The sequence below is a fragment of the uncultured Aquimonas sp. genome (assembly GCF_937888285.1).
Classification (GTDB): Bacteria; Pseudomonadota; Gammaproteobacteria; order Xanthomonadales; family Xanthomonadaceae; genus Aquimonas.
Genome location: NZ_CALART010000040.1, coordinates 23,641 through 29,729, shown reverse-complemented (window position 1 = coordinate 29,729; position 6,089 = coordinate 23,641). Strand labels below are relative to the sequence as shown.

Sequence of the window (6,089 nt, the reverse complement as noted above, 5' to 3'; positions counted from 1 at the left end):
GCTCGAAGCGCAGGGCGTCGCCGAAGGGGCTGGTCAGGTTGAATAGGCGGTTCATTGAACTGCTCAGGCGGGTACGCGGACAAGGCGCGAACTACAGCACTTGAGACAGATTTTGACAATAGGAGTTTTCTTACCCCGAATTGATTGGCCTGAGGACTTGACAGCCACTCAGGCCCATGGTGCCGAAAGGGCAGGGGAACGCGGGAGGCATGGACGGCGTTGCGCGGCTTGGCAGAAATACTTGCCTGAGCGGAGGGTTTTCGCTGGGCCCCCGTCCCCGCCTTCGCGAGGACAGGCTCTTCGCGGGGGCGGCGACCAAGCGCTCGCACGGCTTCTGGTTTTCTGAACGACGGGGTGCCCTGTCGGACAGCCCGGAATGTCGGTGAGATCGCTCCGAACGGCCCCTCATCCGGCGCTTCGCGCCACCTTCTCCTTTGGCTTCGTTTGGGGCCAGGCTTCTCCAGGACGTGCTGGTGGATGCGCTGCGCTTATCCACCCTACAAACACGAGAGACGCCTTGCCGGTATCCAAGCCAGGCTCCAGTGTGCGCGTAGGGTAGATAAGCGAAGCGCATCTACCAGCTCTTCGAGCCTGCGAAGCGTCGGGCATCCACAGAATCTGCTCTTCTGGCTTCTCTTGGCGCCGTGCATCCCCAGAACCTGTTCCTCTGGCTTCGTTTGGCGTCAGGCTTCTGCAGAACGTGCTGGTGGATGCGCTGCGCTTATCCACCCTACAACTACGAGTGACGCCTTGCCTGTATCGAAGCGCGGCACAGAACTGAAGCCTCTTGCCGTGGGCAGAAGGCGCGTCCAGGCGGCTGGACGGGCGATGCCCGTCCAGCCGCGTCGGGCTCAGACGGCTTCGAAGATGCCGGCGGCGCCCATGCCGGTACCGATGCACATCGTGACCATGCCGTACTTCTGCTGGCGGCGCTGCAAGCCGTGCACCAGCGTGGCGGTGCGGATGGCGCCGGTGGCGCCCAGCGGATGGCCCAGCGCGATCGCGCCGCCCAGCGGGTTGATTTTGCTGGGGTCGAGGCCGAGGTCCTTGACCACTGCCAGCGCCTGCGCAGCGAAGGCTTCGTTGAGTTCGATCCAGTCCATCTGATCGGCGGTGAGGCCGGCCTGACGCAGCACCTTCGGAATCGCTTCCTTGGGGCCGATGCCCATCACGTCGGGCTTGACGCCGGCCACGGCGAAGCCGACGAAGCGCGCCAGCGGGGTCAGGCCGTACTGCTTTATGGCTTTCTCCGAGGCAAGCATCACCGCGCCGGCGCCATCCGACATCTGCGAGCTGTTGCCGGCCGTGACCGAGCCGCCGGCGCGGAACACCGGACGCAGCTTGCCAAGCACTTCAACCGTGGTGTCGGCGCGCGGGCCTTCATCGTTCTCGACCAGCAGCTTCTTCAGGCGCACGGTGTTGCCGGCAAGATCGGGCAGGCGTGCGGTGACCTCGTAGGGGCTGATCTCGGCCTTGAACTCGCCGGCGGCGATCGCGGCGATGGCCTTCTGGTGCGAGGCGTAGGCGAAGGCGTCCTGCTCCTCGCGCGTCACCTGCCACTGGCTGGCGACGTTCTCGGCAGTGATGCCCATGCCGTAGGCAATCGCGATGTTCTCGTCCTGGAAGATCGCGGGGTTCATGGCGACCTTGTGGCCCATCATCGGCACCATGCTCATGGTCTCGGTGCCGGCGCCGATCATCAGGTCGGCCTCGCCAAGGCGGATGCGATCCGCCGCCAGCGCCACGGCCTGCAGGCCCGAGGAGCAGAAGCGGTTGATGGTCTGGGCGGACACGCCGACCGGGAAGCCGGCCAGCAGGGTGGCGATGCGGCCGACATTCATGCCTTGCTCGGCCTCGGGCATGGCGCAGCCGACCACCACGTCATCGATCTGGTTCAGATCGATCGAGGGGGTCTGCGCGACGAGGTGGCGCAGGGCGTGGGCAAGCAGGTCGTCGGGACGGGTGTTGCGGAACACGCCCTTCGGGGCCTTGCCGACCGGCGTGCGGGTGGCGGCGACGATGTAGGCGTCCTGGATCTGGCGGTGGGACATGGTCTGGATCCTTTGCGTAATGGGTCGCGGTGGAAGGCTGGGATTGGGGATTGGGGGTTCAGAGCGGGTGGGCAGAGACTGGCGCGAGGATTGCCTCCTCTCCCCAACCCCTCTCCCACAGGGGGAGAGGGGCTCGGGCTGCGGCTCGGTTCAAGCGCTTCTGTATCCCGAGGTCTCCGGGATCGGGGTTATGCAGGGCGGGGATGCTGTGAGCCCGGTTGCCGCAAGCTTGATGCTTGCCGGCGCTTGCTCTTGCGAATCCCCAATCCCGAATCCCAAATCCCGGCTCCAATCAATTCCTCAACGGCTTTCCGGTGGTGAGGGTGTGGCCGATGCGGGCCTGGGTCTTTTCCATCTGGGCCAGCGCGAAGAAGTGCTCGCGCTCCAGCTTCAGCAGCCAGTTCTCGTCGACCACGCTGCCGCGGTCGACTTCACCGCCGCACAGCACCGTCGCGATGCGGGTCGAGACTTCGAGGTCGTGCTCGCTGATGAAGCGGCCGGACAGCATGTTCACGAGATTCGCCTTGAAGGTGGCGATGCCGATGTCGCCGGCCACCGGCACGCGGGCGGGCAGGGCAGGGCGGTAGCTGCTCTCGGACAGCGCCGTGACCTGGGCCTTGGCGACGTGCAGCAGCTCGAAGGCGTTGAACACGACGATGTCGTCCTGACGCAGCAGGCCCATGGCCTTGGCTTCCAGCGCCGAGGTCGAAGTCTTGCCCATGGCGGTGATCTCGAAGGCCTTCTTCAGGTTGTCGAAGACATCGCCACCGGCCTGGCCGGCGCGCACCGCCAGTTCTTTCAGACCGCCACCCGCAGGCAGCAGGCCGACGCCGGCTTCGACGAGGCCGATGTAGCTCTCAAGCGCGGCCACCGTACGGGCGGTGTGCATCTGGAACTCGCAGCCGCCGCCCAGCGCCATGCCGCGCACGGCCGCGACCACCGGCACCAGCGAATACTTGATGCGCTGGCTGGTGGCCTGGAAGTTGGCGATCATCGACTCCAGCGCGCCGATGTTGCCGGCCTGAACGAATCCGGCCATGCCCTTGAGATCGGCGCCGTAGGAGAAGGGCTCGCTGTACTGCCAGATCACGAGGCCCTTGTGCTCGCGCTCGGCGCGGGCGATGGCTTCCTGCACACCGGCAAGCACGGCGTCGCTGACAGTGTTGCCCTTGGTCAGGAAGCTGAGCACGGCGACGTCGTCGCCGCCGTCCCACATGCGCACAGCGCCGTTCTCGAAGATCGTGGCGCCCGGCTTGGCGGTCTCGCCCAGCAGCGGGTCCGGGAAGGCCTGGCGCGCATAGACCGGATGCTTGGAGCGCGGGCTGACGCCGTTGGCGGCGGCCGAGTAGGAGCCCTCGTTGCCGTGCACGCCGTCGCGGCCGTCGAACACCCAGGCCGGCAGCGGTGCGTTGCTCATGGTCTTGCCAGCGGCGATGTCCTCACGGATCCACTCGGCGACCTGCTTCCAGCCGGCGGCCTGCCAGGTCTCGAAGGGGCCCTGCTTCCAGCCGTAACCCCAGCGCATCGCGAAGTCGACTTCACGGGCGCTGTTGGCGATGTCGGCCAGGTGGTAGGCGCTGTAGTGGAACAGGTCGCAGAGGATCGACCACACGAACTGTGCCTGCGGATCGTCGCTGGCGCGCAGCGCAGCCAGCTTTTCGCCGGGGTGCTTGATCGCGAGGATGGCCTGCACGGCCTCGGAGGGCTTTTCGCCGCTGGGGCGGTAGTCGCCCTTGGCGATGTCGAGCACCAGAATGTCCTTGCCCTGCTTGCGGTAGAAGCCCGCGCCGGTCTTCTGACCCAGAGCGCCGGCTTCGACCAGCTTGGCCAGCGGCGCCGGCACCACGTAGTGCGCGTGCCAGGGATCGTCCTTCAGGTTTTCGGTCAGCGTGCGAACGACGTGGCCCAGCGTGTCGAGGCCGACCACGTCGGCCAGGCGGTAGGTGCCGCTCTTGGGGCGACCGATGCCGGGACCGGTCAGCGCATCGACCACGTCCAGGCCGAGGCCCAGGCGCGCGGTGTGGTGGAAGGTGCTGATCATCGCCATGGTGCCGACGCGATTGGCGATGAAGTTCGGGGTGTCCTTGGCGAACACCACGCCCTTGCCGAGCGTGGTGGTGAGGAAGCCCTCGAGGCCGTCGAGTACCGACTGGTCGGTGTGCGCGGTCGGGATCAGCTCGGCCAGGTGCATGTAGCGCGGCGGGTTGAAGAAGTGCACGCCGCAGAAGCGATGGCGCAGCTGCTCGGGCAGCACTTCCGACAGCGCGTTCACCGACAGGCCGGAGGTGTTGGTGGCGAAGATCGCGTGCGCCGCCACGTGCGGGGCGACCTTGGCGTAGAGGTCCTTCTTCCAGTCGATGCGTTCGGCGATCGCCTCGATGATCAGGTCGCAGTCGGCCAGCAGCGGCAGGTGCTGGTCGTAGTTGGCGGGCACCAGCTCGCCGGCCAGCTGCGGCAGCGCCAGCGGCGCCGGTGACAGCTTGCCGAGGTTGGCGATGGCCTTGTTGGCGATGGCGCTGGGGTCACCCTCCTTCGAGGGCAGGTCGAACAGCAGGGTCTCGACCTGGGCGTTGACGAGGTGGGCGGCGATCTGCGCGCCCATGACGCCGGCGCCGAGCACGGCCACCTTGCGGATGCGGAGGGGTTGCGACATGGAAGAACCTCGTGGGGCGGGGGTGGTGAAGGGATCAGCCGGCAGCGGGCGGTGCCCGCAGTCCGGCCACGGCGAAACGCAGAAGGTTGTCGGCGGCCAGCGCGCAGTGTTCCTGCTCGCTGACCCCGGGCTGGCGACGGATCAGTCCGAAATCGGCCATGGCATAGGTCAGCGCGCCAGCGATGTAGTCGAGGCGCCAGTAGAGGTCCTGCTTGGGCAGGGCAGGCAGGCAGTGCTGGATCGCGCGGGCGAACTCGCGCAGCACGTGCCCGTAGTTGTCCGAAAGGAACTGCCGCAGCCGCTCGTTCTTCTCGGCGTAAGCGCGGGCCACGACGCGCACGAAGGCGGCGCCTTCGCCCTCCATGCCGATCTGCATGGCCGGCACGATGAAGGCGGAGAGGATGGCCTGCAGGTCGAGCGGGTCGCGCTGGATCGCCTCGCGAAGCAGGGTCAGGCGACGTTCGCTGAGCTCGTCAAAGCGACGGCGGAAAACTTCGGTGATCAGGTTTTCCTTGCTGCCGAAGTGGTAGTTGACGGCGGCGATGTTGACGTCGGCGCTTGCGGTCAGCTGGCGCAGTGAAGTCGCCGCAAAGCCGTGCTCGGCGAACATCTGCTCGGCCGCGGACAGCAGGCGCTCTTTGGTGGAGAACTGGCTCAGGCCCACCGCATCGACTCCGGTAGCATTCAAACAAACGTTTGAGAGACTAGGCGCAGGAGCGGGCCCGGGTCAATCGGATCGGTGCCTGCCCGAGCTCCTGTGGGCTGCGTCACGTTTCTGACGCCACGGTCCGAAACCCCTGTACAAATGTGCGATTGTCGCGGCCTTCGGCTACACTACTTGACCATTTCGTCCTAAGCCCCCGTTTTCAACCGGAAATCCGGTCGAGGCGCGGGTTCCGGTGTTCGGAACCCGGGGCGGGCCACAGATCCCCATCAAGTACCCACGGAGTTGCAGCATGGCGCTCGAGCGCACCATTTCCATCATCAAGCCCGACGCGGTCGCCAAGAACGTCATCGGTGAGATCTATGCCCGCTTCGAGAAGGCTGGCCTCAAGGTCATCGCGGCGAAGATGAAGCACCTGTCGCGCAAGGAGGCCGAGGGCTTTTACGCGGTTCACCGCGAGCGTCCGTTCTTCAACGCCCTGGTCGAGTTCATGATCTCCGGCCCGGTGATGATCCAGGTGCTGGAAGGCGACAACGCCGTCGCCAAGAACCGCGAACTGATGGGCGCAACCAACCCGAAGGACGCCGCACCCGGCACCATCCGCGCGGACTTCGCGCAGAGCATCGACGCCAACGCCGTGCACGGCTCGGACAGCCTGGAGAACGCAGCGATCGAGATCGCCTACTTCTTCGCGGCCACCGAACTCTGCCCGCGCTGAACC

At 66.3% G+C, this 6,089-nt stretch carries 4 protein-coding genes; 1 reads left to right on the top strand and 3 read right to left on the bottom strand.

Going from position 1 to position 6,089, the window contains the following annotated elements:
- Positions 1–851: 851 nt before the first annotated feature.
- The 3 genes from Q0654_RS09940 to Q0654_RS09930 form a co-directional block, all read right to left on the bottom strand.
- A complete protein-coding gene (locus Q0654_RS09940) occupies positions 852–2,051 on the bottom strand; it encodes an acetyl-CoA C-acyltransferase (RefSeq protein WP_298853308.1) in 1,200 nt (399 codons plus the stop codon).
- 292 nt (positions 2,052–2,343) lie between these two features.
- On the bottom strand, positions 2,344–4,704 hold the full coding sequence (locus Q0654_RS09935; protein ID WP_298853304.1) for a 3-hydroxyacyl-CoA dehydrogenase/enoyl-CoA hydratase family protein: 2,361 nt from the start codon (positions 4,702–4,704) through the stop codon (positions 2,344–2,346).
- Positions 4,705–4,738: 34 nt separating this feature from the next.
- The gene (locus tag Q0654_RS09930) at positions 4,739–5,362 is read right to left on the bottom strand and encodes a TetR/AcrR family transcriptional regulator (RefSeq protein WP_298853310.1); all 624 of its coding nucleotides are present in this window, start codon (positions 5,360–5,362) and stop codon (positions 4,739–4,741) included.
- 298 nt (positions 5,363–5,660) lie between these two features.
- On the opposite strand from Q0654_RS09930, the gene ndk reads away from it, so the two are divergent.
- Positions 5,661–6,086 (top strand): nucleoside-diphosphate kinase, encoded by a 426-nt coding sequence (gene ndk / locus Q0654_RS09925; protein ID WP_298853302.1) that lies wholly within the window; start codon positions 5,661–5,663, stop codon positions 6,084–6,086.
- Positions 6,087–6,089 lie beyond the last annotated feature (3 nt).